Here is a 25315-nt window from a genome sequence, read left to right as displayed (position 1 = left end):
GTTACCGCCTCACAATGGCGCCGATGGCATCCAGGTCATCCAACGCCTGATACAGGATCTGCCGGTGTTCTTCCGTGGCCAGCGTGCACAGCGGCAGGCGGAAACTCTCCTCGCACCAACCGTACCGAGCCATGGCCGTCTTGATGGGGATCGGGTTGGTCTCAATGAAGCAAGCCTTGAAGAACGGAGCCAACTTCTCCTCAATCTTCCGCGCTTCGGCCATCTTTCCGTCCAACGCGAGACCGATCATTTTGCTCATCAACGCAGGGCAGATGTTGGACGCGACGGAAACAACACCGTCCCCACCCCGTTCGATCAAATCCAGGCTGAGGTTGTCATCCCCGGAAAGGACGGCAAAGCTGGAGGGTTTGCGTTTGATCACATCCTCCATCTGCACCAGGTTGCCGCTGGCCTCTTTGACGCCGACGATGTTCGGGCAATCATTGGCCAGCTTGACCAACGTGTCCGTCTCGATGTTCACCCCGGTTCTTCCTTTGATGTTGTACAGGATGCAGGGGATATCCACGCTGTCCGCGACCGCCTTGAAATGAAGGTACAGCCCTTTCTGCGTCGGCTTGTTGTAGTACGGATTGACCAACAGGCAGGCATCTGCGCCGTTGGTCTGGGCGTGACGGGACAACTGGATCGCCTCACTGGTGGCGTTGCTTCCCGTACCGGCGATCACCGGCACCCTGCCTTTGGCGTAATGAACGGTCAAGGCGATCACCCGGTCATGCTCCAGATGGCTGAGCGTCGGGCTTTCACCGCTGGTGCCGCAGGGCACCAGGCCGGATACGCCGGAGGCGATCTGGCTGTTGATCATGTCATACAGCGCCTGTTCATCGATATTGTCCGTTTTGGTGAACGGCGTAACCATTGCGGTATACACACCGCGGAACGTAATCTTTTCCATATCTTTCTCCTGGGTCACATAATGTGCGAAATCAGGTCATCCAGCGTGTACAGCCCGGGCTTCTGCCCGACCAGCCAGGTGACCGCCGTAATGGCGCCTTGGGCGAATCCTTGGCGGTTCTTCGCCCGATGGGTAAGCTCGATGGTATCCGCGTCACTGTCAAAATAGACGGTATGCGTCCCGAAAACGCTGCCAACCCTCAGGCTGGCGACCTGCACTTCATCCGCTTCCCGGGTGCGATGCAATGTCTCCGAAACGATCTTGTCCTTGCCTGCTCCCGCGTCGGTGAGACTTTGGGCAAGCATCAACGCCGTCCCGCTGGGGCTGTCCGCTTTGGCGGCATGGTGCATTTCGAACACCCCGCTGTCATAGCCTCCCGCTTTGCCCAGCATCGCGGCGGCCTGCCGCACCAGCTTGAGGAATACGGCCACCCCCAACGAATAATTCCCGCTGTAGATGACGGAACTGGAGGAAGTCTCCACCATCTGCCGCACCTGAGGCAACTTGTCCGTCCACCCGGTCGTCCCGATGACGGCATCCAGCCCCATGCGGGTGTATACTTTCAGATGATCGACGACCACGCTGGGGGTGGAGAACTCCACCACCGCCTGGACGTCAGAAAGATTCTGTTCACAGACATCCGTGGCTGTCACCCCCGGATCCTTGGAAATCGGGTCGATGACGACAGGAACCTCGATACCAGAGGCTTCCGCGGTCGATTTGATCAACCGCCCCATCTTCCCATATCCGACAATCGCAATGCGCATATCCGCTCCTCGATGGGACAGCATAGCAGAAAGCACTGTGGTATGTCCATAGGATAACAGAATGTTTCAATAATAACAGTGATGTTCCAAAATCTTCCTCAATGCCGTCCGTGATGTTTGTCCCGTTGCTCTTTGGCGCGGAGAAAATCGGCGATGGTGCCACCACCCTCATAGGAATCCCCTCCGCCGCTCATGCGGGGATTGCGAATCGGAGTCTCACGCCGGTCGCGGTCATCACGCCGTTGCCGCTTGCTTGGGGTTACCACCACCGTTTCCGTCACATAGGTGTACGACGGCGCGGTCTCCACGTCATCCGGCAGGCTGAAGGAAGCCATCGGCTTTTTCTTCACCACCACTTTGCGCATTCCGTCCGGACGTGCCGAGGCGGAAACGGGAACCCGTTTGACCACCACGGCTTTTTTGACCGGCTCTGGAACAACCGGTTTTTCCACCGGCACCCTGCGTTTGAGCTCCATTTCTTCATACGAGCAGGAAAGGCGCTGGCAAATGTAGTGGGTGCGCCCCACCTCGTCGACGGCCTTCATCATCGGGCCATGGCAGAACGGGCACTCCTTTCCATCGGGAAATACCGGAGCGTAGGAATCCCGGGTGGAGATGATCTGGCCGACCAGTTCGCGGGCGTTCCGTTTGATGTCCGCGATGAACCGGTCAGGATCCTCCGTACCCTTGGCGATGCCGTCAAGCCGTTCTTCCCACCTTCCGGTGAGCTCTGGGGAACGAAGCTGCAGCGGCGCGAGCCGGACCACTTCCCTCCCCTTGGGAGTTGGGACGAATTCCTTCCCCACCCGGTCGACATAGTGGTACTGGACCAGTTTTTCGATCAGGTCGGCACGGGTCGCCGGCGTGCCCAGTCCGGCGCCCAGGTGTTTTTTCGCTTCGGCGTCATCGACGAACCGGCCGGCATGCTCCATGGCGGAGAGCAAGGTGGCGTCGGTGTACCGCTCCGGCATCGGGGTGGCCTGTCTGCGGCTCTTCACGCTTTGCACGGTGAGGTTCTGGCCGACCGTGATGCCGGAGAGCGTCGCGGGATCATCCGTCACCTCGCCCAACAGATTTCTTCGTCCCACCAGCCGGGAGACGGCGTGCCATCCTTGGCTCTTTGGAACGGATACACGCGCCTGCAGCAACGTTCCTTCCACATCAATCTTCACCGTCGTGGTCGTATAGACGTAGTCCGGAGAAAGTACTTCCAGGAAGCGTGTGGCGATCAACTCCCACAGGGCGCGTTCATCCTTGGACAGACGGGCCAGGTCGACCCGTTGTTCCGTGGGGATGATGGCGTGATGATCCGTCACCGCCATATCCTTGACGAACCGGTTCTCGTCCACCCGGTAGCCGTTGGCAAGGTACAGGGACGACAACGAAGCGAACGGCGTTCCGGAGAGCGCCTTCAGACGATCAGGGAGCGTCGCGACGATGTCGTGGGTGATGTACCTGCTGTCCGTCCGCGGATAGGTGACGATCTTGTAGGTCTCATACAATTTCTGCAGCGTATCCAGCGTCATCTTGGCGCTGAAGTCCAGCATGATGTTGGCGTCCCGCTGCAACTCGGTAAGGTCATAAGCCAGCGGCGGTTGTTCGGTCATCTCGACGCTTTCCACGGACACCACCGTACCGGTCTTCCCCTGCAGGCTGTCGGAGAGATGCTTGGCCAAGTCTTCCGAAAGAATGCGGTTGTTTCCCTCAGCATCCTGGTAACTGGCGCTGAAGGAGCCGAAATCAGCGCGGAGCGTCCAGTAGAACGCCCCGACGAATTTGTCCCGCTCATCCTCTCTGCCGGTCATCAGGGCCAGTGTTGGCGTCTGGACCCGCCCGGCGGTGAGTTTTGCGTCATACTGGCAGGTCAGCGCACGGGTGACGTTCATGCCGATGTACCAGTCAGCGGCGGCGCGCGCCTCGGCGGCATGGTACAGGTTGTCGTACAGGGATGCCGGTTTGAGATTGGCGAATCCCTCACGGATGGCGCCTTCCGTCTGGCTGCTGATCCACAGCCGCTCACAGGAACCCGTATACCCTGCCATCTTGATGATCCAGCGTGCCACCAGCTCTCCTTCCCGTCCGGCATCGGTGGCGATGACCAGCGAAGCGATGTCAGGACGCCCCATCAGGGAACGGACCACCTCGAACTGATCCTTGCTGGAGTCGATGACCTGTTGCTGCAAGGGCTCGGGAAGCATAGGGAGCGAGGAAAGCGTCCAACGTTTGTAGGAATCGCTGTAGGTGGCGGGAGGGGCCAGTTCGACCAAATGCCCCAACGCCCATGTGACGACGTAGTCTGTACCTTCCAGGTACCCTTTTTCACGGCCAACGCACCCCAGCACCTTGGCCAACTCCCGGGCTACGCTCGGTTTTTCGGCAAGAACCAGTTTTTTCATGTTCCCCAGCATACCTAAAACGGCCATCTCGAAACAAGCAGGTTGCGGGAACGCCGTTTCTCTGCTATACCGAACGTATGAGCAAAATCGCCGTCTTTTTCGATGCGGAGAACGTACCCAGCAGGGCCATCCCTGACATCATCGCGTGGCTTTCCGGACAGGGGGACATCCTGTACCAGCGCGCCTATGCCGACTGGTCCATCAAGAACACCAAGGCATGGCAGGACCAGATCACCCGCACGCCGATCAGTGTGATCCAGCAGTTCCACAATGGGGAGGACCAGGTGATCGACAAGGCGATCATGATGGACGCCGTCGCCCTGGCCATCGGGCATCCGGAGATCGACACGTTCGCCATCGTCGCGTCGGACAACGGATACTACATGCTCTCCCTGAGGCTTCGGGAGCTGGGCAAGACGGTCATCGGTCTGGGGGAAAAGGCCAAGTGCAAACCGATCTGGATCAACTCCTGCAACCAGTTCCAGTATCTGGAAGACCTGAATCCCGTCTCCGATGAGATCCCGGACACCAAGCTGGACAGTCGGACGTCCTTGCTGAAATTCCTTGACATGGCCTACGATTCCACCCCGGACAGCGAAGGCATCGGGGCGAAGATGCTGGCCAACCTGGGCAACTCCATCCACCGGTTCAAACCGGATTTCAGCTTCAAGGCGTTCGGATATTCCTCGCTGCTTTCCATGATTGAGGATTTCCCGGAAGCGTACAAGGTCGGCGTGAAGACGGGGACCAATCCCCCGATCTACTATCTGACCCGAAAAGAGCGGCGAGCCCCAAAGAAATCATAAGGATGGCGTATCCGCAGGAATCCTTTGAAAAAAACGCTGGGAACGGATTGCTTTTTCCTACCAGTTCTTGACGGTCTCACCTCGAGGAAGTATGATGAATGAAAACGTTGTGTGAAGGAGTTTACTATGGCTTACAGAATCAAAGATACGTGTGTTTCTTGCGGTACGTGTCAGTCGGAATGTCCTTCTGGCGCCATCTCGGAAGGATCTCCGTACAAGATCGATCCGGAGAAGTGCGTTGATTGCGGTACGTGCGCTGATGTCTGCCCGACCGGCTCCATCGAGCACGCTGACTGATTTACCTGGACACAAGGTAAAGCGTACCTGATGCGGTACGCTTTTTTTGTGTTCGGGACTGGTGAGGTCCATGCAGAACGATTTGCTCCCCCAGGAATTGACCGTCGGTGAACTGACCGCATTGATCAAACAGACGCTGGAGGGATCCTTCTACGGCCTGAAAGGTCACTGGTGAAATCTCCAACTTCCGGCCAGCCTCTTCGGGACATTGGTTTTTCGCGCTGAAGGACAATGACGCCGTCATCAACGCCGTGATGTTCAAAAGCGTCCTGTGGCGTGTGGGATTCACTCCCAAGAATGGCGACAAAGTGACCGTCACCGGCTCCATCGACGTCTACCCGCCCCGCGGCACCTACCAGATCGTCTGTTCCGCCATGGAGATGACAGGAAACGGTGAAATCCTTGCCATGCTGGAAGCGCGGAAACGACAATTCGACGCTCTTGGCTATTTTGATCCAGACCATAAAGCCCCCCTTCCCTTGTATCCGCAAAGAGTGGGGGTTGTGACCAGCCCGACGGGAGCTGCGCTGCAGGACATCCTGCAGATTCTTGGGCGGAGGGCGCCTTCATTGGATGTGGTGATCCTCCCGGCGGTCGTGCAGGGAGACGGGGCGGCTGCCACCATCGCCCAACGGATTGAAGAAGCGAACCTGCTGCACCTGTGCGATGTCTTGATCGTCGCCCGTGGCGGTGGTTCCATCGAGGACCTGCTTCCCTTCTCCGAGGAATGTGTGGTGAAAGCGATCTTTGACAGCGAAATCCCCGTGGTCAGCGGTGTCGGACATGAGATTGACTGGGCGCTGTGTGATTATGCCGCCGATGTGAGGGCATCCACACCAAGCGCCGCCGCGGAACTGGTCAGCAAAGGCTACAATGACCTCAGGCAGTCCCTTTCCGCAATGGAGGATGCGCTGATCGGAGCCATCCAGCGGAATCTGGATCAAGCGGCAATGGCACTGCGCTTCTACCGCGCGGAAGAGTTGGACCAGCGGATGACGACAATCATCACCGCGTGGCAGTACCAACTGGCAAACGCCAGCGATGGGATGGAGGGGGCCATGCGTCTTTCTCTTTCCCAACGGCAGAGCGTTCTGGGCAAAGCGGCGGGAGCGCTGGAAACCGTCAATCCGAAAGTACGGCTCACGGGAAAACGGGAAGTCATCTCCAGCGCGCGCACGTTGTTGGAAGCGGCGATGCGTACTCGTCTGGCGGGGCTTCAGGAAACGATTCGGTTTGAGAAAGACCGGTTGGAGGCATTGAACCCGCTGGCCATCCTGGCGCGGGGATTCAGCGTTACGACCGATGAAAGGGGAAACATCATCACCCATGCCGCCACTCTGGCGGCGGGGCAACATATCGGCATCCGTTTCCAGGATGGAAAACGGAAAGCCGTCGTGGAGGAATGAGATGGCATTTGCAACGGATTTGAAACGGGTTGAGGAGATCACCGAAAAACTCAATGGCCAGGGAGTGGATTTGGAGGAAAGCGTCAAGCTGTACGAAGAAGGCATCAAACTGGTCAAAAGCTTGGAGAAACAGCTGGACGACGCCAAACGCAAGGTTGAGATCGCAAGCGGCAGCATCGCCGACGGTGTCACGCTCACCGAAGTGGATGAGACGAAGGGAGACGCATCATGAGGCAGAGCGGGAAGATCATCATTTTGATCCAATGCCCTGACAAACGGGGCATTCTTGCCAAAGTAGCGTCATGGTTTTCCCAGCGGAACTTCAACGTGCTGCACTGCCAGCAACACACCGACGACAATGAGCATGAATTCTTCATGCGCCTGGAGCTGGATATGAACGACCTGAAGATGTCCCGCAAGGAATTGGAGGATGATTTCGGTTCGTTCGCCACCCAGGAAGGGCTATCCTGGTCGATCCACTACAGCGATTTCCGCGCCCGCGTGGCCATCATGGTAAGCAAGACCAGCCACTGCCTGTACGATTTGATCAGCCGCAAAGAGGAAGGTGACCTGAAGTGTGACATTCCCCTGATCATCAGCAACCATCCCGACCTGGAATACATCGCCAACCAGTTCCGCATCCCGTTCTACTGCTATCCGGTGGACAAGACCCACTCCAAAGAGGAACAGGAGGAGAAGGTGCTGTCATTGCTCAAGCGGTTTGACATCGACCTGGTGGTGCTGGCCCGGTACATGCAGATCCTCACCCCTCACTTCATCAACGAGTGGCAGGGAAAGATCATCAACATCCATCACGGGTTCCTGCCGGCGTTCCAGGGTGCGAATCCCTATCAGCAGGCGTATGACCGTGGGGTCAAGTTGATCGGAGCAACGGCCCACTATGCGTCCTGCGACCTGGACCAGGGGCCGATCATCGAACAGGATGTGGTGCGGGTCAACCATGAGTTCACCCCCACAGGACTCAAGGAAGTGGGAAAAGACGTGGAGCGACGGGTGTTGGCGAGAGCCGTTTCCGCCCATCTGGAGAGCAGGATCATCCTGTGGAAGAACCGGACGATCGTCTTTGGACAGGAACGGTGATCACGCGCGGCGCTTGCCGGTCATCGAGGAGACGGCAAGCGAATAGACGTTGGTACGCTCCAACGCCGAGGTGGAATACTCCCGCTTTTCTTCGTTTCCCGTCACATGATCAAGCAGAAGATCCAGACAACGGATTTTCCGTTCCGAATCCTGGATCAGGGTCACATCCCCTTCCCCGATGACGCTCCGGTAGGCGTAGCTGTAGGCGCACGCGTACGTTCCGGTGATCATTCCTTCCGGCACGTCAATCTCAAAGGTGACATGGCTGTGCTGTGAAAAAAAGGTTGCTTTCCTTCCTTCCGTAGCGCCATGGAACAGCAATTCCACGTTTCCGTCCGTCTCCACAAATCCATAGTTCACCGGAAACAACGCCACGCCCGCTTCGTCCACAAAGGCCAGGTGCAGCACCACTCCGTCCCGGAGCACCGCAATCAGGGATTCCTTGTCCGTCAATTCACGTTTGGTCAATCGCATGATGTCATTCTCGTAATCGAGTAGGAGGGAGCCGCCAGGCTCCTTCCTCTCACACCACCGGACGTGCCGTTCGGCATACGGCGGTTCAAACGAATAGACTGTGATACCTTAATTCCAGCATCACCCGGTCTTTCATCATGCGTTGGGCATGAATCTTGGCATAATGGGCTACGGCATCCACCAACCCGAATCTTTCTTCGAGAATCTTGTTTGTGAGGGCCCTGTTCATGGGCCCGCCGGACATGCTCCAGTATGAGTTGCTCGCAAAATTGCATTTGCCGAAGACCCATTCCGGCACCCCCAGTTGCCTTAGCTTGTGGCAACGGTTCCGGCCGTTCTTCCACTGCTTGTAGAGAACCTGCCTCACCCGTCTCCTGACCCACGGCATCAGTTCCTCGTTCAGGTACGACTTCATGTTCCCCCTTGCAAAGTAGGATATCCACCCCCTGAGAGTCGCGTTCAGTTCCCTTATGACAGTCTCTATCCTGACGCCACGGCTTCGTGCCGTTATCTCACGGATTCTGTCCTCCAGTTTCCTCACTTTCTTCTCTGTGGGCTTGAGCTTGCCGAGCGTCTCCTTTTCCCCGTTGGTGATGAATTCGAACCCGAGGAACTTCGACCCTACGGTCTTCCTCGCCTCTGTCTTCTCCATGTTCACCTTCAGCTTGAGCTTGCGCCCAAGATAGGAAATCACCCTGTCCCTCACCCTGTAGGATGCCATCATCGACTTCACGAAGATGTTGCAGTCATCCGCATACCTGACGAATTTGAGCCCCCTGCGTTCAAGCTCCTTGTCGTATGGGGTCAGATAAATGTTGCTCAGCATCGGGCTCAGGGGGCCGCCTTGTGGCGTGCCTTGTGCCGTGGCCATCATGCATCCGTTCGTCAGAACCCCGCTTTCAAGAAACGAGAATATGAGTCTCCTGATGTCCTTGTCCGGCATGTACTTGTCGACCAGTCCCATGAGGATGTCATGGTCCACCGTGTCGAAGAACTTCGACAGGTCTAGGTCTACCACATGCTTGTATCCCTCGGACATGTAGGTCTGTGCCAATCTCACCGCATCCTCCGCACTCCTGTCCGGGCGGAACCCGAAACTGTAGTCGGAGAACGTCGGCTCGAACACCGGCGTCAGCACCTGCACAATGGCCTGCTGGATTACCCTGTCCACTACGGTGGGCACTCCCAGAAGACGCACCCCGCCGTTGTCCTTGGGTATCTCCACCCTTCGGACAGGCATCGGCCTGTACGTCCTTGCAAGAATTCTTGACCGGATATCACCGAAATGCCTCGCGAAGTGCTCGTCCAGCATGGCCACGTCCATGCCGTCGACTCCGCACGCACCCTTGTTCGCCTTCACTTTCTTGATGGCGCTGGTGATGTTCCCGACCGAGACCAGCTCCCTGCACAGCCCAGTGTTCGGCACTGTCCTGTCTTCCCCTCTCATGAGGTACCTCCTTTCCGCATCGCGTTCGCGTTAAGGCTCTCGCCTTTTCCACGCTGGCGGATTGGCCTTCTCTTCTTCGAAGGCATTCATTCGTTCAGCCCTTCGCAGAGTCCCTCTCTGCTACTATGGCTTCTGCTGACTCCTCCCCATTCGTTGTTACTGCACCGTCATACGGCGATATTGCAGCCTAAGGCGCTGGAGAGGCCTCGCACGGTAATCCACTATTCTTTCCTCGTTTACCTGTCTGATTTACAACCAAAGGCTCGATACCTTTCGGAGCTTGACTGTTCTTTGCCAGCTTGTCCCCTTTGGGTGCCTTGTATCAGCCACTCGGGCATCTCTGTCCGGGTTACCTGTTCGTCAGGCCACGATTTCGCTATTGCTTCTTTCGCCTCATGCCTCACGACATGGAGCTTGCAAGTCGCTATCGGGTTCGTCGGTATCTACGCCCCTTAGGACTTTCACCTTAGAATAATGTCATGCGTGTCACACAAAAACGGGGGAGGTGTCATCACCTCCCCCGGCAAAGATTCGTAATATCCAACGTCACTCGGCGTCAGATTCATCCTGCAATGCGTCGTAGCCCTGTTCGCCGGTGCGCACCTTCACCACGTTCTCCACATCGTAGACGAAGATCTTTCCGTCTCCGATATGACCGGTGTACAGCGCCTTGACCGCGGTATCAATTACCGTCGATACCGGCACCTTGCTGACAACGATCTCCACTTTCATCTTGGGAAGCAACGTCATCTCCACCGGTACGCCACGATAATACTCGCTGCGTCCCTTCTGCATGCCGCATCCCATCACATGGGTGACCGTCATGCCGGTGACACCGATTTCGTTCATCGCTTTCTTCAGATCCTGGAACTTGCTCTGACGGGAGATGATCACCACTTTGGAGAACTTCACGCCAGCAGGTTTCTTCGGGGCCGTCTTGTCGATCACAGGAACGGCGACATTGACCGGAGTCGGGTTGCCGACATCTTCCATGATATGGCTGAAACCATTGGGAACAGCCGGCATGAAGTCGCTGTACGCGCCGGCGACCAAGCCATGCTCCTGCAGGTCGAGGCCCTGAATCTCCTCTTCCTTGGTGACCCGCAGACCGACCGTCTTTTTAAGAATGGTGAAGATGATCAGCATGCAGACGGTCACCCACGCGGCGACGACGACCACACCCAACACCTGGATGCCGAAGAATTTGAAGCCATGGCCGTAGAACACACCTTCGTCTACGGAGAACAGACCGGTGAGGATGGTGCCGAGCGCGCCGCATACCCCATGGACGCTGATGGCTCCGACCGGATCATCGATCTTCACTTTCTTGTCAAAGAACTCAACGGCAAACACGACCACGATACCGGCGATGATGCCGATGAGGGCAGCACCCGGAACGCTGACGGCGTCACATCCGGCCGTAATGGCGACCAGACCGGCGAGGGATCCGTTCAGCGTCATGGACACATCCGGTTTCTTGTAGCGAATCCAGGTGAAGATCATCGTGGCGCAGGACGCGCATGCCGCGGCGAGGTTGGTCGTCACGAAAATGCGGGAAGCGGCAACGATGGTGTCATCACCCGTCATGGAGACGGTGGAACCGCCGTTGAAGCCGAACCAGCAGAACCACAGGATGAATACACCAAGGGCTGCAAGGGTAAGGCTGTGGCCAGGAATCGCTTTGGGTTTCCCTTCGGCGTCATACTTCCCGATACGGGGTCCGAGCATTGCCGCGCCGACGCAGGCTGCGACACCACCGACCATATGTACCGCTGTGGAACCGGCAAAATCATGGAACCCAAGCTGAGCAAGCCAGCCACCACCCCAGATCCAGTGGCCGCTGATCGGATAGACGACCAAGCTGATCAAGAACGAGTACAGGCAGTATGCGCTGAACTTGGTCCGTTCCGCCATGGCTCCGGAGACGATGGTCGCCGCCGTCGCGCAGAACACCGTCTGGAAGATCAGATAGGCGTAGGTGGGATAGGAGCCTTCAACTCCGTAATTCCCGCGTACGAACAGGTCGGGGACTCCAATGAACGAAAGCACGTTTCCGTCCTTGGTCACCCCGAACATCAATCCGAATCCAAGGATCCAGAACGCCGGAGTTCCAATGCAGAAGTCCATCAGGTTCTTCATGATGATGTTACCGGCGTTTTTTGCCCGCGTCATACCGGTCTCCACCATGGCGAACCCTGCCTGCATAAAGAACACCAATGCAGAGGCGAACAACACCCAAATCGTGTCCACAGATGAATACATACGTTCCTCCTCAGGAAGTGAAATAAAAAAAAGGCGGCGGTGGGCCCAGTACCCAACGCACGCCTTTGTACGCCTGTGGTAAAAAAAAGAAAAGACGATGCGGATCATCCACATCGCCTTTGATGGTATGGGAGTTTTATAATGCAAACGCCCCTTTTCTGTCAAGGACCACCGGAAACTTTTTCGTTACGGTTCGAAATTCAACCCTTGAAGCGCCGGGTGGACAAACACGCCGTTCTCCCGCACCAGATCGCCATCGAAAAAGATGTTCGCCTCTGCGTACCCCTTGCGCTGGATCTGCACCAGATCCCAGTGTACGGCGGAATCGTTGCCGTTGTAACAGTTACGGTACGACTGTCCCGGTGTGAAATGAATGGACCCGGCGATCTTCTCATCGAACAGGATGTTGTCGATCGGGACGGTCACCTGGGGATTGCACCCAAGGGAGAATTCCCCGACATACCGGGCTCCGTCGTCCGTGTCAAACACCTTGTTCACCAGAACGTCATCATCCGCGTGGGCTTCCACAATCTTTCCGTTCCGGAACGTCAGTGACACGTCATGGAAGCAATGACCCTGATACGTACTGTCACAATTGTACGTGATGCGTCCGTTGACGCTCTCCTTGACCGGACAGCTGTAGATCTCCCCATCGGGGATGTTGGACTGCCCGGCGCAGGGGATCCACGGCATCCCTTTGACGCTGAAGCTCAGATCCGTCCCCTTCCCCACGATCTGTACCTGATCCACCGTATCCAGATACCGCTTGGCTTCCTCCATCGTCCGTTGCATCGCGGGGTAATCCACATCCAGACAGACACGGTAGAAGTAATCCTCGAACTCCACCGTGGACATGCCCGCCTGCATGGCGAAGCATTCCGTCGGATAACGGAGCACCACCCACCGGGTATGGGGGACGCGCACCTTCATGTGGACCGGCTGGTTGTACCAGGTGGAGACCAGTTCGGCTTGTTCCGGGATGGATGAAAGCTCCCGCACGTTGGCGATGCCCCGGATGCCGATGAACGCGTCCATCATCTTCATCCGGTAGACATCGGCGTCCGCCCAGACGGAGAGGGACTGCTTGGTGGCGCCGACGGCCATAGCCCGTTCGATCCGCTCACTCCAGACGTTGACCAAGGGATACGCCCCGGCCTGGTAGACGGCGCCGATCAACGCCTCGGTCATGCTGGTCGGCACATCCACCGCGTTGATCAAGCACTTTTCCCCAGGCTTCAACGCTACGGAGTACCGTACCAGCAACTGTGCCAGTCTCTGTTCCCGTTGATCACCCATCTCACGCCTCCGGCCGGACGCACCGCACCCGCTTGCCCGTCTCCGGATCAATGAACTGGAGTTCTTGCGCAGTGAGACCGAACGGCTTCTCCGGAAGTCCCCGATAGGTCACATCCCCGTCCAGCGGATATCCCGCCCACGCCATGTGGCAGCGGATCTGATGGCGGAAGCCCTGGGTGATGACGCAGGAGAACCGACAGGTAGTCCCGTCCTTTCCCAGAAACTCCACCTCCGTCTCATACCAGATCCCGGTGCTCTTGCCCCGAAGGGCCGAAGGGCTGTCCTCCGCCACCGGACGCACCACCCGCCCCTTCTCGCCGAAGGGACGGAAAAGACTGCGGATCACCGTCCTTCCCTGGGTGATGTCCCCGAAAGGAAACGGAACGAATCCCACCGGCAGTGGGGAAAGCCGTTTGGATGAGACGGCAAGGTACGTCTTGACGATCTCGTCATGCCGCTGCTCGTCCCACAGGTCATCGAACGCTCGCTGGGTGCGGGCGACCAACACCAGCCCGCTGGTTGGGGTGTCCAAACGGTGCAACACGCCTCCTTCCCAGGGGTTCCGCCCCACGGAAAGGACTTCCGGATATGCTTCGCCGAGACGAGACAACAGCGTGTCTTTCTCCGGCCTGTCACTTTTCAGGGGAACGGTGGGAAGGCCGGAGGGTTTGTCCACCACCAGCCAGTCATTCCGTTCCGCAATTACTTTGATCTGTTCCATATACCGATATCATAGCAGAGTACAGAAAGAAGCGCCATCTCTCCCCTTCAACGGTGGCGTACCCTGTGCTATACTTGTCGCATGCCCGTATCTGAAATTCCCATCAACATGGACACCAGTCCGACCGTCATCCTGGATTTGATCTACCGGTTGAAGATCAAGGACGTAATGTCCTGCACGTTGGTGACGGCGGGAAAGGACGATACACTCCGATCCATCCAGCAACTGATGAAGGACAACCATCTGACCGGCGTGCCGATCGTCCAGGGCAAGCGCCTGATCGGCCTGGTATCCGTCGACGACATCATCACCGCGCTGGATGGCGGGTATATTGAGGAGCCGGCAGGCAACCACATGTCCCGCTCTTTGATCGTCCTGGAAGAAGACATGCCGATCAGTTTCGCCATCCGGTACTTCGACCGATACCAGTTCCATCGCTACCCGGTGCTGAACAAACAGAAGGAGCTGGTCGGCATGCTGACCAGCAGGGACATTTCCCGTTCGCTGCTTCTGGAGATCAACCGGGAAGTGGAGGAAATGGAGAAGCGAAACGGCTTCCACAAGGAGCTGGTCGACTTCAACGGCGAGGCATACACCTACACACTGACCAAAAACGATTTCGAGAACGCAGGCTTCGCGTCCACGGAGATCAAGAAGCACCTGAAGCAGGCGGGAGTCTCACCCCACATCATCCGTCGTGCGGCCATCGCCAGCTATGAGCTGGAGATGAACATCGTCATCCACTCCAATGGTGGCGAGTTGATCGCCGAGTACAGCAAAGACAAACTGGTCATCACCGCGCGGGACACCGGGCCGGGAATCCCGGACATCCAGAAGGCGCTGACTCCGGGGTGGTCCACCGCCAACGAGTGGATCCGCTCGCTGGGATTCGGCGCGGGGATGGGACTGCCCAACGCCAAAAACTGCAGTGATGAGTTCTCCATCGAATCCAGTCCGGCAGGGACCACCGTGGTCTGCACCATCTTTCTGAATCCAGAACACAAGGGGGAAATCGCATCATGACCGTACAAGACCTCGCCACCAAATTCCAGACATTGATCATGCCCAACGGAAACGAGACGATCACCAACGCCTATACCGGGGATCTGCTCTCCGATGTGATGGGGAACGCCCCATCCGATTCCGTCCTGGTCACCATCCAGGCGCACCGGAACACCATTGCCGTCGCAACGCTGGCCGGCATCAAGGCAGTGGTGGTCTGCAACAACCGCTCGGTACCGGCTGACATGAAGAGCGCCGCAGAAGAGGAAGGGATTTCCATCTTCACCACCAATGAGAACCAGTTCTTCGCCAGTTGCCAGGTAGCCCTTCTGCTGGGGAAGATGGATGCGCCTGTCCGTTGACCTGCACAACCACAGCTGTCTCTCCCCTTGCGCCAATGACGACTTCACCCCGGCGCTCCTGTGCATCCAAGCAATGGAACAAGGGATCCAAGTGTTGGGGCTGACCGACCACAACAGCTGCCTGAACAATCCTGCGTTCGCGGCCGTCGCCAAGGTGTGCGGCATTCTTCCCCTGTTCGGCATCGAGGTGAACACCATCGAGGATGTGCATGTCCTGGTGCTGTTCGAGCATCTGGAAGACAGCCTTGACTTCGGTTCCTACATCCAGCGGATGCTTCCGGACATTCCCAACAATCCCAAGCTCCTAGGCAACCAGTTGATCGTCGACGAGGACGGCAACACCACCGGGACGTTTCCCAACAGCCTCCTGTCCACCAGCGGCATCAGCTATGAGGATACCATTGAGGAAGGAATGTCCCGCGACGCGCTGGTCATTCCGGCGCACATCGACCGGTACGCAAACAGCGCGCTGGCCAACCTGGGATTCCTCCCTGACCTGCCCTATTCCGCCGTCGAGATGATTCATCCGTCCCATCAGGCGGAGACGTGGGGGAACACCCGCATCACCGGCAGCGACGCCCATTGTTTTGAGCAGGTCGGCCGCAGATCGTTCCAGCTGGAGGCGGAATCCTGCACGTTCCAGGGCATAAAAGAAGGCCTCCGAAGAGGCCTTGTGACTCTGAAGGAAAGCTCCTCAGCTTCGATCTCCCCGTGAGAAAAGCCGTAGGATGTACAGGAACAGGTTGATGAAGTCCATGTACAGGGACAAGGCGAAGATGATGCCGGCCTTGGTGTACGTCGCTTCATCCATGTTGTACCCGTACTGGTCATTGAACCGCACCAGTTTCTGGGTATCCCATGCGGTCAGCCCCATGAAGATGAACACGCCGATGAACGAAATGATGTAATCCATTCCGGACGATTTGAAGAACATGTTCATCAGGGACGCGATCAGAAGACCCCACAGGGAGACGATCAGGTAGTATCCCCATCCGTTCAGATCCCGCTTGGTCGTCATGGCGTAGACACTCATGCCGGCGAACATCAGCGCCGCCGTAAGGAACGCCTTGTAGATCGTTGCGATCTGATAGACATAAAACAGCGTACTGAACATCACGCCGTTCAGCACGGCATAGGCGAAAAACGCCCCGATGGCGGAGCCTTGGCTCATGGAATCCAATCGCGCCGAAAGGAAAAACACCAACGCGAACTGGGCGATGACCAACAAAATGAAACCGAATGAACCCCCGAGCAACGCCTTCATCAGATTCGGGCTGGAAGCGACGATGTACGCCACACCTGCCGTTACCGCCAGTGCAGCCGTCATCCAGAGGTAGACGCTCTTGATGATCCCTTTCTCTCGTGCCGTGACATTGCGGAGCATTTCCGCTCGTTGTTCTTGCATTCCGTTTGTACTCCTACCTCCATAATGTGGTGGTTTTTTCCCGATTCGTCAACATTCAGACGCTTTCGCTGCGCAAGCGAAAGCGTTCCTTGCCTCTGGACGAGAGGGAAATCCGCCCTCTACATTGGGAAAAGGAGGCAGATATGAAAAAGCTATCCATCATGGCGCTCGCGCTCCTGATATCCGTCGCCACGGTGAGCGCGGCTTCCGCGCCCTACGCCAACGGTTCGGTGATCAGCGCGAAGCAAGGAAAGGAGCTGCTGGACCAAGGCGATGTGGTTCTGGTCGATGTACGGAGGCAGTACGAATATGACGCAGGCCATATCAAGGGCGCCCTGCTCGTCCCCAATGAGACGATCAACGCAAAGAGCGATCCCCCACTGCTGCCGGACAAACAAGCGGTGATCCTTCTGTACTGCCGCAGCGGCGCCCGCGCCGGAGTCGCGATGAAGAATCTGATCAAGCGGGGATACACCCACGTCTATTCGATGGGGGGCATCATCAACTGGCCGTACGGACTGGTGACCGATTGACCCTCCGGGTCATCCACCTGCCGGTTCGATAGGCCTTCAGCCGCCACAGGCAGTCCGTCGCGTCTCCGACCAGATAGGCAAGCCAAAGCCAACCGATCCCCAAATGGAGCGCCAAGGTGACCAGCATGGCGTATGGCACCAAAAACAGCCATTGGCTGACCAACGCTGACGTGAGGATCGGGCGGGTATCGCCGCTTCCGGTGAACGCCGCGGTGAATCCGCTCATCACCGATTGACAGAGCAGGCAGGGGGCGAAGACCCGCATCAGCAGGATTCCTTCCCTTGGAGCGGCGGCCCCTCCCAGAAACAGGGAAAGCAACGGACCGGGAAGAAAGCCCATCAAGGCGGCCAACCCCAGCGTGATGGCCGTACAATCCAGACTGGTCAACGCCACCGTCTTGCGTGCGTCTTCCATCTCCTCTGCGCCCAACGCGTGCCCGACAATGATGCCGCTTCCCATGGCGATGCCGTTGCTGGGAACCACGGCGAACTGGTACATCCGGGTGGCCACCCCCAGCATGGCGATGGCGTCCGTCCCATAGGAAGAAACCAGCTTGATGACGATGAAGTTGGCCAGGTTGCGCATCAACAGGTTCAAGCCGGACGGCAGGCCGATGAGGAACAAATCACGATCGATGTTCCGATGGAACCGGAACAACTCACGGAAACGGAGCCGTATCGGCGCCTTGCCGGAGAACAGCAGGAAGAAACCGACACCAAAACTGAATGAGATGGATATGACCGTCGCCCAGGCAGCCCCGGCGATCCCCAACCCCAAACCAGGGATTGTCGTGCCTGGAACGGTGGAGAACATCAGAAGCGGATCCAGCACGATGTTGATCACGCTGGCGGCGACCAGAAGGCGCATCGGGGTCTTCGCGTCTCCGGTGCACCGGAAAATCGTATTGACGGTATATGATGAGAAAAATACCGGCAGGAACGCCAGACGGATCACACCGTAGGAAAGACCGTAGCCGACCACCTGGGGGTCATCGGAGAAAAACCGGTAGTAGGCAGGCAGGACGGCGATCATCACCGTCGCTCCGATGATGGCCAACACCACTTTGAACCACAGCGTTTCCTGACTTACCAGGCGGGTGCGCTCCTTGTCATGGGCTCCCCACGCCTGGCTGATCATCGACACACTGCTGGCCCCTACAATTTCATTGAGGATGTCCAGCACCCAGAATACGGTGATGAACAGTGTCGCCGCCGCAACCGCCGCCTTGTCCATCATCCCGATGAACAGCATGTCCACCATGTCGTACAACGCCTGGCAGAGGAACCCCCACATCGTCGGCAACGACATGCGGCGGATCTCCCGTTGCAACCTTCCCATCCCATCCATGATACCGAAGGTACACGTTCCGCCGACGCTATGCAAGTGAATTGGAATGATGGTATGATTATCCACATGAAACGGCGGTTTCCCCTTCTGCTCATTCTCCTCGTGGCGCTCTCCGGATGTTCCTCCATGCGGACGGAGGATGCCGACGTGGTACGGGAACAACGACAGACAGCACTGCGCAACGCGTTGTCCCAAGCAACCGACAAGGTTCCGGTAACGTTGTTCGCAACGACAACAACGGCAACCTTTCTCACTTCAAGTTCCCAGCCTCTTCTCACCATGACGGAGATTCCCCTACTGCAACACTATCTGGGAACCTATCGCACGCTCTGCCAGAACGCGTTCCGTGCCACGTTGTTGTCCATGCCGGATGAGGTCAAGGGCATCGCCCAGACAATGGGAATTCCTGACCCCAAGGCGGTGATCGACCGAAGGGATGACAGCATGACGGAACTGCTTGCCACCACCTACGCCACACCCCTGAAGGAAGCGATCAGCAAGCACTTGGAGACGGAACTGGCTGACGCCCAGGCGATGCTGGGGAGAATCCTCACCATGTATCGCATCTGGGATACCGGGAAACAGCACGTCGGGGAAAAAGCGTTGCCCGAAGTATCCGAACCAACGCTCCAAGCGTACACCGACCTGTTCTTTGACCGGTACATCGCTTCTCTCCGGACACAGGAAATTGATGTCCGCACCACGCCCCGCCTTGTGGGAAGCGGCTCGTTGTACGAGTTCTTCGCCAAAGAAAAGGAGACCAGGAAATGACACTGTTCGACCAGCCGGATCCGAAAAACCAGCCGCTTGCGTTCCGCATGCGGCCCCGGACGCTGGACGAGTACATCGGACAGGAAGAAATCGTCGGCAAGGGAAGACTTCTTCGGCGTGCGATTCAGGCGGACCAGCTTTCCAGCGTAATCTTCTACGGTCCTCCGGGGACAGGGAAAACCACCCTGGCCCGGGTCATCGCCAACACCACCAAACGGCACTTCTCCACGCTCAACGCCGTTCTTACCGGCGTGAAGGAACTGCGGGATGAAATCGCCGAGGCGAAGAACCGCATAGATCATTTCGGGCAGGGCACCATCCTGTTCGTTGATGAGGTGCACCGCTGGAACAAGAGCCAGCAGGACGCACTGCTCCCCTGGGTGGAGAACGGTACGGTGATCTTCATCGGCGCGACGACGGAAAACCCGTTCTTCGAAGTCAACGCAGCCTTGGTCAGCCGCAGCAGGATATTCCAGTTGAAACCCCTGACGGACGCAAACCTGATGGACATCGCCCGTCAGGCGCTTTCCGACAAGGAACGGGGATATGGGTCGTGGGATGTGCGGTTTGAGCCAGGAGCCCTGGAACACCTCGTCGAGGTGGCCAACGGGGACGCCCGCTCGCTCCTCAACGCCCTGCAGCTGGCCGTGGAAACCTCCGTCGAGCCGTTTCCCCCACCCATCGGTTCGGTGATCACCATCAGCAAGGAAGCGGCGGAGGAAAGCATCCAGAAGAAGGTGGTGCTGTACGACAAGGAAGGGGATTACCATTTCGATGTGATCTCCGCCTTCATCAAGAGCCTCCGCGGCAGTGATCCGGACGCGGCATTGTACTGGCTTGCCAAAATGGTGGCCGCCGGGGAGGATCCCCGGTTCATCTTCCGCCGCATGTTGATCTCCGCCTGCGAGGATATCGGGCTGGCAGACCCCAACGCCATTGTCGTGGTGGAGGCGGACGCCGCGGCGTTCGACCGCATCGGGCTTCCCGAAGGCCGGTTCCACCTGACCCACGCGGCGCTGTACCTGGCCACGGCGCCGAAAAGCAATTCCGCCCTGGCGTTCTTCGACGCCTTGAAGACCGTCGAGGAAGAGAACTCCCGCACGGAAGTACCCAACCACCTCAGGGATCCCGGAAGGGACGCCAAAGGGTTCGGACATGGAGAGGGATACCTGTATCCCCACGCCTACCAGGATCATTGGGTGGCCCAGCAGTACCTGCCCACATCCCTGCAAGGGAAACTGTTCTACCAGCCTGGCACGTTGGGGTATGAGGCGAAGATCCATGACCAGGTACAGGAACGGAGGGAAGAACAGATCGAAAACGCGGCGGTGGATGCCGCGGCGGGAGAAAACCTCACCTTCAGTCCGGGAGACAAGGAACGGGAGCGTTGGGTGCAACGCACCATGGGACAGCGGGGTGCCGTGCTGAAAGCGGTACGGGACATGCTGTACGCCCAGGTGACGTTCCTCCGCAACGACCGGGTGCTGGTCCTGGGTGGCGGATACGGCCTGTTGCTCTGGCCCGCCTACAAGGAAACACCGGAAGGATTGGTCGTCGCCCAGGTGGGGAGCGTCGAAGAGAAAGAATACCTGGAACACAGCGCTTCGGCGTTGGATCCTGTTTCACGACCGATGATCATCCAATGCGCGCCCTGCGCGGTGTTCTCCCATCTGGAACCGGGGCTGCGGTTTGAGAAGGTCATCGGGCGCAACATCCTGACCCATCTGTCCGAAGACAAGGGAATCCTTGCCACCCTGACGCAATGGATGGCACCCAAAGCCGTGATGGTCCTTGCCCAGACCATCCCCAGTGGGGGCTCCCGCCTGTCCGACTTCGTTACGGACAAAGCTCTCTCGTCCTCACTGAAGGAAGCGGAACAAGCCATTTACCAGAAAGGCGGCACGTCCCTGTCCGATTGGGGCGTGGAAGAATTACAAAACGTGGTTGAAGATGCGGGATTGTACGCCACCATCACGGTACGGACATTCACCGAACAACGGCTGGTGACCAAGGCGAACCTCGCCTCCTGGCTTCGGGGAGGTTACCAATCCTGCGCATCCCATCAAGCGGAATTGGAGCAGGCGCTGTGCGGCCATCCCCTTTCCTGGAAGCATCAGGTCGCCTGCATCACGGCGAGCATGGAGCAACCAACCCCTTCCCGGAAAAAAGACGCCAAAGGGACGCAGGCCTGGAAGGAAACGGAAGCAAAAACCCACACCACCGCAAAGGAGTCAACTATAATTAAATGAGAAACTCTAAGAAAAGATCAACTTTTCTTCTCAGGGGCGTACATGACACCGTTGGTGAGCATGAAATGCAGCACCCTGACGAGTTTGTTCATGGTGTCGACCATGGCCTTCCGGTAAGGACGCTTGAGCTCCACTCCGTTTATGGTCACGGTCTGGCTCCTCTTCTTCCTGTAGTAGTCTCCGAAGACGGGGTTGTTGGCGATGCTTCCCTTTGCCATGAGGAACACGTATTTCCTGAGGACCGCGTCGCCGTGCTTGGAGATGTGTCCCCTGACGTTGGACTGCCCGCTCTGGTAGACCCCGGGGTCGGTCCCCATGTAGGCGATGAGCTTCTGGTAGGTCGCGAAGCGGTGGATGTCGCCGACCTCCGCCATGAACTGTGCGGCCTCCACCTCGCCGATGCCGGGCATGGAGGAGACGATGTCGATGTCCTCGGGATGGATGTCCTTCTCGACCTTGAGCAGGGCGGCGGTGAGCATCGCGTCACGCTCGGCGCACTCGATGACACGCTTGGCGCTGTCCCTCACGCAGAGGCCGTGCAGGGAGACGCCGACGGAGTCCCCTGCAAGCTCCCTGAGCCTCTTGGCGGTAAGGGTGACCTTCCTCCCTTTGCCCGGGATGAGCAGCGCGTTCTCCAACGCCTCGTCGCTTGCGTCCAGGACTTCCCTGGGGCTGCCGAAGAGCGCCAGGAAATGGAGCATCCCCTCGGTAAACACATCCATGGAAAGCAGTTCGGGGAACGCCACGGCGAGATCCTGTTTGAGGATGGTCTTCGCCTTCCCGGTCTCCTCGGCGTTCGCCGCACGCCTGCGGGCGATGATCTGGCTCTCTGTATCCGTCACGTTCTTTCCCTCCGGAAGACTCGCGGCGCGGTCGATGCCGTACTCGGCGATCGCCTTCGCGTCGATCCTGTCCGTCTTCGTGTTGCGCAGCGACAGGGACTTCTTGTAGCCGCGGATGAGCACAGGATTGATGATAAGCGCACGCTTGCCCCTGTTCAAGAGAAAGTGGTAGAGCGGCAGGTGGTAAAGCCCCGTGGACTCCATGAGGAACAGCACGTCGGAGCCCTCGGCATCCTTGTCGGAGAGCAGGGACTCCATGCCCGTCCTGTCCATGGCGAAGGTGCCCTTGTACACGGACTTGCTTCCCGTGACCGCGATTCCATAGTCGGCGTTCCGGCTGGAGACATCGATTCCAATGACTTTCATAAGCGGACCTCCAGGTCAAGAAAAAACAACAGGTCTCTTTGTCCAATCTCCCGTGTGAAGAAAGCTCGAAGGCCTAATCAACCGATAGGGATAATGGAGACCGAGGACAGACTCCTTTCAAAGTTTGAGAACTTAAATGGTATGTCGTCCTCTGTCCCCAGAATATACCGTGATTACGAATCTTATGCTCTACATTGTAGGGCTAATAATACTTAGGAGAAGTGACGTATGTACGATTATGTGATCATCGGTTCCGGGCTGTTCGGTTCGGTATTCGCCCATCAGGCGACCAAACGTGGGAAAAAGTGCCTGGTGGTGGAGAAACGGGACCACATCGGAGGAAACTGCGCCACGATCGCCCAGGAAGGCGTGACGATCCACCGGTACGGCGCGCATATTTTCCATACGTCCAATGAGACGGTCTGGTCGTACGTCACCTCGCTGTGCGACCTCACTCCGTTCATCAACAGCCCGGTGGCGCTGTGGCACCATGAGTTGTACAACCTTCCGTTCAACATGAACACGTTCCACCAGCTCTGGGGCGTCATCACCCCGGCGGAAGCGCAGGCGAAACTTGACAGCCAACGGATCCCTTGGGAGAACCCAACCAACCTGGAAGAGCAGGCGCTTGCCCTTGCCGGCCGGGACATCTATGAGAAGTTGATCAAATCCTATACGGAAAAACAGTGGGGGCGGCCCTGCACCGAACTGCCGCCGTTCATCATCCGTAGGGTTCCGCTGCGAATGCGCTACGACAACAACTACTTCAACGACCCCCACCAGGGAATCCCCTCCGAGGGATATTCCGCCCTGATCGAGCGCATGCTCACCGGCAGTGACGTTGTCCTGGGCGAGGATTACAATCTCGATCGGAAACGCTGGGACTCCAAGGGGAAAAAAGTGTTGTACACCGGGATGCTGGACGCCCTGTTCGATTACCAGTTGGGAAAGCTGGAATACCGGTCGGAGAAATTCATCACCAAACGGCTCATGGAAGAGAATCATCAAGGAGTGGCCGTCATCAACTACACATCCATGGACCAGCCGTATACCCGATCCATCGAGCACAAACACTTCCTAGGGGAATCCAGTCCGGTGACGTACGTCAGCTATGAGTACCCCGCGGACTATCAGGAGACGGGAGAACCGTACTACCCGGTGGCGGATCAGGCGAATCTGGAACTGTACCGGAAATACCGGGCTCTCGCCGAGACTCGCAAAGACTTCCTGTTCGGCGGCAGACTGGCAGGCTACGCCTACATGGACATGGACAAGACGATCGCGTCCGCCCTGACGTTGGTCAACGTGGAGTTTGGGGACTGAACACCCGGTCGACATCCTGGGCGATGCCGGCGTCCAGCAGACCGTTTTCCACCATCGTGGTGATCACCCGCATGGCGCCTTGGTGGCTCATGCCTTTGCGGTAGGGACGTGATTCAGTGAGCGCCTGATAGATGTCAATCACCGCCATCAGTCGTTCCTCGAAGCCCAGATCTTTTGCGCTCAAGCCGAACGGATATCCGCTGCCATCCAGTTTCTCGTGGTGCAACGCGCCCCACCGCTGGATGTCTTCCATCCCTTCGATTCCCGCAAGGATGTTCCATGAGGCAAGGGCGTGCCCTTTCATGATCTGGAACTCTTCCGGCGTCAGGCGATCCGGCTTTTCCAAGATGGAATTGGGGATGGTAAGCTTGCCGATGTCATGCAGCGCTCCGGTGAGGAACATCTTGGTGCACTTCTCCTCATCCCACTGGTAGAACTCTGCCATCCGTTTCGCCTTCTCGGCGATCCCGATGGAATGGGTGCAGGTGAAGTGGGATTTGTAATCGACGATCTTCGCAGCCATCCTCCCGATCGCCTCCAGTTCGGAAAGCGAGAAGTCCACGATGGTCCGGGGTACCAGAGCGTTCAGCGCCTCGACCACTTCATCTTTCCCGATGTGTTCCAATTGGGCATCCTTCACGCCGTCCAAAAACGCGTCGGCCACATGAGGAGCGAACGCCCTGCCCTTTTCCTTGGACACCTTGCTCCGTGCCATATCAATCTTGGAGTGGTCCATGTCAAACAGGTCGTAGCCAACGTCAATCCGGTCGGCCAGATGGATCAACTGGGCGAACAGGGGCACCTCATCGGCCTTTTTCTTGAACAGTCCGGACCCGTCGGCGTTCTCATGATGATACAGGATGGCGCCTTTGACCCGAGGATAGAATCCAAGGATGCTGATGTTCTTTTCCCCGAACTCACAATGTTTTCCGAACGCTTTGGACGTCTGGATATTGTCTCCGAAGGAACTGTTCTTGAATTCCTGCCAGAACTGGGTGAACGCGTTGTCGTGGAAAATGGCGACGGAAACCAAATCAGCGATCTCCGCCTGCGACACGCCCAGCACCTGCCCGGTAAGCGCGGCGAGGTAGGCGACCCTCAATCCATGGTGACGGGTCCCTCCGAGGATTTCCTTCTCTACGTAATCCAATCCCATGGAGAAGGCATACTGCAAATCGTTCCGGCAAATCTTCATGATGGCCTGTACTGTACAAGCTCTGATTCCCAA

General features: G+C 57.6%; 24 protein-coding genes and 1 pseudogene. 12 read left to right on the top strand and 13 right to left on the bottom strand.

The genetic code is table 11. From position 1 onward, the window contains the following. Position 1: 1 nt before the first annotated feature. From dapA to LKE28_08135, 3 genes are all read right to left on the bottom strand, one after another. Positions 2-913, bottom strand: coding sequence for a 4-hydroxy-tetrahydrodipicolinate synthase (gene dapA, locus LKE28_08145; GenBank protein ID MCH3908197.1), 912 nt, complete (start codon positions 911-913; stop codon positions 2-4). A 14-nt stretch (positions 914-927) separates the two neighbouring features. After that, positions 928-1680 carry a 4-hydroxy-tetrahydrodipicolinate reductase gene (gene dapB / locus LKE28_08140; GenBank protein ID MCH3908196.1) on the bottom strand — a complete coding sequence of 251 codons (753 nt, stop codon included), beginning with the start codon at positions 1678-1680 and terminating at the stop codon, positions 928-930. 98 nt (positions 1681-1778) lie between these two features. Further along, positions 1779-4076, bottom strand: a complete 2298-nt coding sequence (locus LKE28_08135; protein ID MCH3908195.1) for a DNA topoisomerase 3 — start codon at positions 4074-4076, stop codon at positions 1779-1781. A gap of 77 nt (positions 4077-4153) precedes the next feature. Between LKE28_08135 and LKE28_08130 the strand changes: the two genes are divergently transcribed. The 5 genes from LKE28_08130 to purU all read left to right on the top strand — a co-directional run bounded on the left by LKE28_08130 (position 4154) and on the right by purU (position 7686). Beyond that, positions 4154-4882 (top strand): NYN domain-containing protein, encoded by a 729-nt coding sequence (locus tag LKE28_08130; GenBank protein MCH3908194.1) that lies wholly within the window; start codon positions 4154-4156, stop codon positions 4880-4882. A gap of 126 nt (positions 4883-5008) precedes the next feature. Continuing rightward, on the top strand, positions 5009-5179 hold the full coding sequence (locus tag LKE28_08125) for a 4Fe-4S binding protein (protein ID MCH3908193.1): 171 nt from the start codon (positions 5009-5011) through the stop codon (positions 5177-5179). Positions 5180-5400: 221 nt separating this feature from the next. After that, positions 5401-6585 (top strand): exodeoxyribonuclease VII large subunit, encoded by a 1185-nt coding sequence (xseA, locus tag LKE28_08120; protein MCH3908192.1) that lies wholly within the window; start codon positions 5401-5403, stop codon positions 6583-6585. Between the two features lies 1 nt (position 6586). Further along, positions 6587-6817: an exodeoxyribonuclease VII small subunit gene (gene xseB, locus LKE28_08115; GenBank protein MCH3908191.1), complete on the top strand. Its 231-nt coding sequence runs from the start codon at positions 6587-6589 to the stop codon at positions 6815-6817. Further along, positions 6814-7686, top strand: a complete 873-nt coding sequence (gene purU / locus LKE28_08110) for a formyltetrahydrofolate deformylase (GenBank protein MCH3908190.1) — start codon at positions 6814-6816, stop codon at positions 7684-7686. Before xseB ends, purU begins: the two co-directional genes overlap by 4 nt. Here purU and LKE28_08105 read toward each other — a convergent pair whose 3' ends face one another. From LKE28_08105 to LKE28_08080, 6 genes and pseudogenes are all read right to left on the bottom strand, one after another. Next, entirely contained in the window at positions 7687-8160 is a 474-nt protein-coding gene (locus tag LKE28_08105) for a pyridoxamine 5'-phosphate oxidase family protein (GenBank protein ID MCH3908189.1), read from the bottom strand. 85 nt (positions 8161-8245) lie between these two features. Continuing rightward, positions 8246-9607, bottom strand: a complete 1362-nt coding sequence (ltrA, locus tag LKE28_08100; protein ID MCH3908188.1) for a group II intron reverse transcriptase/maturase — start codon at positions 9605-9607, stop codon at positions 8246-8248. A 546-nt stretch (positions 9608-10153) separates the two neighbouring features. After that, complete coding sequence (locus LKE28_08095; GenBank protein MCH3908187.1) at positions 10154-10456, bottom strand: P-II family nitrogen regulator; 303 nt, start codon at positions 10454-10456, stop codon at positions 10154-10156. 258 nt (positions 10457-10714) lie between these two features. After that, a pseudogene (locus tag LKE28_08090) lies at positions 10715-11794 on the bottom strand (ammonium transporter). 261 nt (positions 11795-12055) lie between these two features. Continuing rightward, positions 12056-13165, bottom strand: a complete 1110-nt coding sequence (locus tag LKE28_08085) for an aminopeptidase (GenBank protein ID MCH3908186.1) — start codon at positions 13163-13165, stop codon at positions 12056-12058. A gap of 1 nt (position 13166) precedes the next feature. Next, entirely contained in the window at positions 13167-13886 is a 720-nt protein-coding gene (locus tag LKE28_08080; protein MCH3908185.1) for an RNA pseudouridine synthase, read from the bottom strand. Positions 13887-13967: 81 nt separating this feature from the next. On the opposite strand from LKE28_08080, the gene LKE28_08075 reads away from it, so the two are divergent. Genes LKE28_08075 through LKE28_08065 form a run of 3 tightly spaced genes read left to right on the top strand, consistent with a single transcriptional unit; the run spans position 13968 to position 15965 of the window. After that, a complete protein-coding gene (locus LKE28_08075) occupies positions 13968-14909 on the top strand; it encodes a CBS domain-containing protein (GenBank protein ID MCH3908184.1) in 942 nt (313 codons plus the stop codon). Beyond that, the gene (locus LKE28_08070; protein MCH3908183.1) at positions 14906-15250 is read left to right on the top strand and encodes an iron-sulfur binding hydrogenase; all 345 of its coding nucleotides are present in this window, start codon (positions 14906-14908) and stop codon (positions 15248-15250) included. The genes LKE28_08075 and LKE28_08070 overlap by 4 nt, the downstream gene beginning before the upstream one ends. Next, positions 15234-15965, top strand: a complete 732-nt coding sequence (locus LKE28_08065) for a PHP domain-containing protein (protein MCH3908182.1) — start codon at positions 15234-15236, stop codon at positions 15963-15965. The genes LKE28_08070 and LKE28_08065 overlap by 17 nt, the downstream gene beginning before the upstream one ends. Here LKE28_08065 and LKE28_08060 read toward each other — a convergent pair. Then, positions 15945-16655 carry a Bax inhibitor-1/YccA family protein gene (locus LKE28_08060; GenBank protein MCH3908181.1) on the bottom strand — a complete coding sequence of 237 codons (711 nt, stop codon included), beginning with the start codon at positions 16653-16655 and terminating at the stop codon, positions 15945-15947. The two genes, LKE28_08065 and LKE28_08060, sit on opposite strands and share 21 nt — an antisense overlap. Before the next feature lie 143 nt (positions 16656-16798). On the opposite strand from LKE28_08060, the gene LKE28_08055 reads away from it, so the two are divergent. Continuing rightward, positions 16799-17188: a rhodanese-like domain-containing protein gene (locus LKE28_08055; GenBank protein ID MCH3908180.1), complete on the top strand. Its 390-nt coding sequence runs from the start codon at positions 16799-16801 to the stop codon at positions 17186-17188. Here LKE28_08055 and LKE28_08050 read toward each other — a convergent pair. After that, positions 17157-18527, bottom strand: coding sequence for an MATE family efflux transporter (locus LKE28_08050; protein MCH3908179.1), 1371 nt, complete (start codon positions 18525-18527; stop codon positions 17157-17159). The genes LKE28_08055 and LKE28_08050 overlap by 32 nt on opposite strands. Before the next feature lie 75 nt (positions 18528-18602). Here LKE28_08050 and LKE28_08045 point away from each other — a divergent pair, with 75 nt between their 5' ends. Further along, complete coding sequence (locus tag LKE28_08045; protein MCH3908178.1) at positions 18603-19307, top strand: hypothetical protein; 705 nt, start codon at positions 18603-18605, stop codon at positions 19305-19307. Then, a complete protein-coding gene (locus LKE28_08040; GenBank protein MCH3908177.1) occupies positions 19304-21556 on the top strand; it encodes an AAA family ATPase in 2253 nt (750 codons plus the stop codon). The genes LKE28_08045 and LKE28_08040 overlap by 4 nt, the downstream gene beginning before the upstream one ends. Before the next feature lie 17 nt (positions 21557-21573). Here the strand turns inward: LKE28_08040 and LKE28_08035 are convergent, their stop codons facing one another. Continuing rightward, on the bottom strand, positions 21574-22764 hold the full coding sequence (locus LKE28_08035) for an IS110 family transposase (protein MCH3908176.1): 1191 nt from the start codon (positions 22762-22764) through the stop codon (positions 21574-21576). 228 nt (positions 22765-22992) lie between these two features. Here LKE28_08035 and glf point away from each other — a divergent pair, with 228 nt between their 5' ends. Continuing rightward, positions 22993-24087 carry a UDP-galactopyranose mutase gene (gene glf / locus LKE28_08030; protein ID MCH3908175.1) on the top strand — a complete coding sequence of 365 codons (1095 nt, stop codon included), beginning with the start codon at positions 22993-22995 and terminating at the stop codon, positions 24085-24087. Here the strand turns inward: glf and LKE28_08025 are convergent. Then, the gene (locus LKE28_08025) at positions 24065-25282 is read right to left on the bottom strand and encodes an HD domain-containing protein (GenBank protein ID MCH3908174.1); all 1218 of its coding nucleotides are present in this window, start codon (positions 25280-25282) and stop codon (positions 24065-24067) included. The two genes, glf and LKE28_08025, sit on opposite strands and share 23 nt — an antisense overlap. Positions 25283-25315: the final 33 nt, after the last annotated feature.

The organism is Sphaerochaeta sp., assembly GCA_022482495.1.
Lineage (GTDB): Bacteria > Spirochaetota > Spirochaetia > Sphaerochaetales > Sphaerochaetaceae > RUG023.
The sequence above is the reverse complement of the archived record's forward strand: the minus strand, read 5'-3'. Positions and strand labels throughout refer to the sequence as shown.